Consider the following 4,230-nt stretch of genomic DNA (forward strand, 5'->3'; position numbering starts at 1 on the left):
GGCCGCGCGCGGGGCGCGGCCGGCCGATGCCGGCTCAGTCGGCGTCGAACACGACGTCGACCCAGTAGTTGCTGGCCTTGAACGTCGCGTTCGGGAACAGGTTCTGCGAGGTGTACCGGTACACGCCGTTGCCCGCGACTCCACTCGCCGGCGCGATGAGGGGAGGGTTGTTGTACTGCGTGAGGAAGAAGTTCTGGTTGTAAGAGAAATGCCCCACTTGTGTGTTGTAGGAGGCGACATAGGTGGTGTTCGGGGTGATGCGGACCGGTGTGCTGAACAGGACCTCCTGCCACCCGGACGCCGTCTCGTTGGTGAACGTGGCGCTGGCGAGCTGCTGGCCGCTGTTGGTCCAGAGGCTGCCGATGTGCGTGCCCGTGTTCTGCGATCCCTTGTAGAACCTGATGCCCCTGATCGTGCCGGGCACCAGCGCCTGGAACCGCACGCCCAGCGTCACCGGCTTGGCGTCGGTGGCGTTCACCACCGCGGGCACCGACGTGCTCGCGAAGAGGCTGGTCGGCGAGAACGACACGTCCACCCAGTAGTTCGACGAGCGGAACGTGCTCGTCGGGAAGGCGGTGCCGGAGCCGTACCGGTAGACGCCGTTGCCGCCGGCCGCGGTGCTCGTGGGAGCGGTCAGCGGGCCGTTGACGCGGGCCGAGGTGAAGTAGTCCTGGTTGAGCGCGTAGTGGCCGGCGGGCGCGAAGTAGGAGGCGACGTACGTGGTGCCCGGCGTGACCTGCACGGGCGCGGCGAAGTCCACCTGCTGCCAGCCGGTGGCCGTCTCGTTGGTGAACGTGGCGCGCGCGAGGAGCTGCCCCGTGCTGCTCCACAGGTTGCCGATGTGCGTGCCGGTGTTCCCGGCGCCCTTGTAGAACCGGATGCCGAGGATGGCGCCTTCCTGGGACGCCTGGAACTTCACGCCGACCTCGACGGAACGCGAGTCGCCCTGGGAGACGACCGCGGGAACGGTCGTCGAGGGCCACAGGCTGCAGGGACAGCTCCCCACGACCGTGACGGGCCGCGAGTCGAGGGTCGTCTGGAGATTGCCGATGTCGTCCACGGCCCGCACGAGGATCGTCGTGTTCCCGGCGGTCTGCGGTACCCAGGTGAACTGCCACGGGCCGAACCCGGTGGCCGCCTGCCAGCTCGCGCCGTTGTCGGTCGACACCTCGACGCCCGCGACGACGCCGCCTCCGGTGTCGGAGGCCGTGCCGCTGATCGTGACCTCCCGGCCGGTCAGCACGGTGGCGCCGCTCAGCGGGGCGGTCAGCGCGGAGGTCGGCGGCGCCGTGTCGGTGGACGCGGTCGCCGGGACCAGGTCGGCCTGCAGCGTCGCCGGCTGCGCGCCGAAGTCCGCGAAGAGGTTGACGGTCGCCTGCTGGATGCGGATGTCGGTCGGGGCGCCGTCGCGGTCGTGGACGGCGTCCAGCCCCCACGGCCACTGGATGGTGCCCGCGCCGAACACCATGCCGCCGTTGGGCTGCCGGTAGAGGACCAGGTGATGGGTGGCGGTGCCGGCCCCGTACGTGCTGCCGAAGTCGAGCAGGACCTTGTTGGTGTAGCTGAGGGTGGTGGCGGAGTAGCGCGCCAGCCCGGGTGGCGCGACGCTGTTGTCGGGCTGGTTGTCCCACTCGAAGCCGAGCGTGCCGGCGGAGAGGGTCGCGACCTGGCCCGGCTGCAGGTTCGCGATCGAGGTGTTGCGCCACAGCCGCATGGGCGCGTACTGGGAGGGCACCTGGATGGCGTCGTTGACGACGCCGTTGATCACGAACAGGGTGCCGGTGAGCTGGTTCTCCGGTCTCCCGCCGTCGGACGGCGGCGAGAAGCGCGGATCGCGCCAGGTGCCGGTCCACTGCGGGCTGGGGTCGATCTTGGCGTTGGCGAGCGTCTCCTTGTAGCACGTCATCGTGCGGAACGGGGTGGCCGACCCGTCGATGCTGGGCTCCCAGCGGGTTTTCCAGAACACCTCGTTCGCCGAGAAGAAGGCGACGTCCACGCCGTCGTTCCGGGCCGCGGCGACGTTGTCGCGCATGTCCTCCGACCAGTACTCGTCATGGCCGACCGACAGCAGCGCCTCGTGGTCCAGCAGCAGGCCGGGCCGGGCGGCGGCGTCGATGCTGGAGATGTAGCCGACGTCGAAGGCGTTGCGCTCGATCCAGCGCAGCATCGGGTACTCGGAGTTGAAGAAGTAGTTGGGCGGTCCGTTGGAGACGCCGCGCGTGGTGATCGGGCGGTTGTAGCTGACCTTGTAGGCGCGGTTGGCGGGCTGGCCGAAGTACAGGCTGTTGCCGCCGAACCGGTTGTAGGCCTGCCAGGTCGTGTCGGAGGTCTTGAACAGCAGGTCCGACGGGCGCTGGTCGTCGCGGACGACGAAGAGGATCTGGCTTTCGCCGGGCGTGCCGTCCTCGCGGACCAGCTTGGCCTCGTAGACGCCGGTGACGGCGGTGGCCGGCACGGCCCAGGAGGCCGACACCGCCCAGGTGCCGCAGTCGACGAGCCCCGTCGCAGGGTCGCTGGCGCAGGCCGGCTGGGTCTGGGGCAACGCGACCGACGGCTGGATCGTGGTGATGAGCCGGGCCCCCATCCCGCCGTAGTAGCCGAAGCGGTAGATGTCGAGGCGGTAGTCGGTGGCGGGGGTGCTGATCTTGAACTGGATCGTGTTCCCGTGGTTGACGCTGATCTCGGTGGGATAGCCCTGGATGTCGGGGCTGCCGGCGCCGATGATGTCCCACTCGCTGGGCGGGTTGCCCGGCAGCTCGTTCTCCTCGCAGATGATCGAGCCGGGCGGGCAGCCCTGCCGGGCGCGCCGGGCGCCCTTGCGGGGATCGGCCGCGGCCGGCGCGGCCTTCGAGGGCCTGCTCTCCAGCGTCGAGGCGACGGCGGCGCGCGCCGCCATGGGGCCGGTGGCCGCGATGACCCGGGGACGGGCGCCGCCGGACGGCGCGGAGCCGGCCGCGGACGCGGAGTGCGGGGAGGCGGAGCGTCGCGCGTCGGCCTGGGGCGCGGTGAGCGGGGAGGGGAAGCGCTGCACGGCGGCCTGGGTCTCGGTGAGCGCGCCCTGGCGGTGCATGGCGTCGATCACCGACCGCCAGTGGGCGCGCAGGTTCGCCACCGGCCCGGGCGCGGCGCCGCCGGCCGGGTCCGGGCGCCGGATCGCGGCGGCCAGGTAGGCGCCCTCGGACACGCTGAGGTCCTGGACGTCCTTGCCGAAGAACGTCTGAGCTCCGGCCTGGAGCCCCCGGGAGTCGCGGCCGAGGTCGAGCACGTTGAGGTACCGCTCCAGGACCCACTCCGGCGAGCGTGACAGCCCGGCCTTCGCGGCCACCGCGAGATCGGCGAGCCGGCGCGGGAACGAGTGGTCCTCGGGGTGCTGGCCGGCCGCCATCCGCTGGCTGATCGCGAAGTCGCCGGTGCTCCGCCCGGTGAGGGCGAACCACAGGCCGCGCGCCAGCCCCTCCATGGTCACGCCGGGCTCCGGGGCGGGGGCCGCGGCCTCGGCGGCGAGGACGGCCCGCACCACGTGGTCCGGCACCTGGTTGAGCTGGACGCTGGGGCCGCGCTCTCGCGCGGTGGTGTTCGACTCCACGGACACGGGGGCGGCCAGCGGGTCGACCGGACGCGTGTCGCCGGGCAGAGGCGTCAGCGTCCACGCGGACCAGAGCAGGGCGGTCAGGACGGCCACCCCCCCGAGGACGATCAGCGCCACGCGGGGCGGGCGCCGTCTCCGGCCGATCTTCTCCGTGCCGTCCGGCATGCGAAACTCCCAAGAGCGCGTTTGCTAGCTAAAACAGGAGCAAAGGCGATGTGTATGCACCTCGAAGCAGAGTAGGGATGAAATCGGGCGGTGATCGCGCGGCGCGGACAATGACAGCACTCGATAGGGGATGGGCGTGTCGGGAGACAAACAGAGGTTGCGGTAATGCGTCCGCCTTTGCGGTAAAGCTTTCCGGTCAGGGGGAGAACGCGGCACCTGTCGGGGCGCCGGTGCCGGAGCCGCGGCAAAGCAGTCGCAAGGGAATGGTCCTGTTCGGGGCATACGCCCCCCGCGCGGAGGAAGCGTCGCCACGCTGGAGCGCATGGCCGCCGCCCCGCCCCGCCCGTACGCTCCGGAATCGCCGCGGACCGAGCCGCGCGTGGGGGAGACGCCGCCGGGCTCGCCGGGGGCGCTGACCCGGGCCTCACGGTGGCTGCCCGCGGCGGCCGTACTCGCCTGCGCCGCGGTCGCGCTGC

At 71.6% G+C, this 4,230-nt stretch carries 1 protein-coding gene; it reads right to left on the reverse strand.

The window, feature by feature from the left end; genetic code table 11:
* Positions 1 to 34 precede the first annotated feature (34 nt).
* A complete protein-coding gene (locus tag AB0H81_RS44035; RefSeq protein ID WP_358388265.1) occupies positions 35 to 3,754 on the reverse strand; it encodes a DUF4082 domain-containing protein in 3,720 nt (1,239 codons plus the stop codon).
* Positions 3,755 to 4,230 lie beyond the last annotated feature (476 nt).

Source organism: Nonomuraea sp. NPDC050691, assembly GCF_040654455.1.
In the GTDB taxonomy this organism is placed as follows: domain Bacteria; phylum Actinomycetota; class Actinomycetes; order Streptosporangiales; family Streptosporangiaceae; genus Nonomuraea.

Excerpts from the sequence above, each read along its gene's own strand:
- AB0H81_RS44035 (WP_358388265.1), bottom strand. The coding sequence starts at position 3,754 with ATGCCGGACGGCACGGAGAAGATCGGCCGGAGACGGCGCCCGCCCCGC.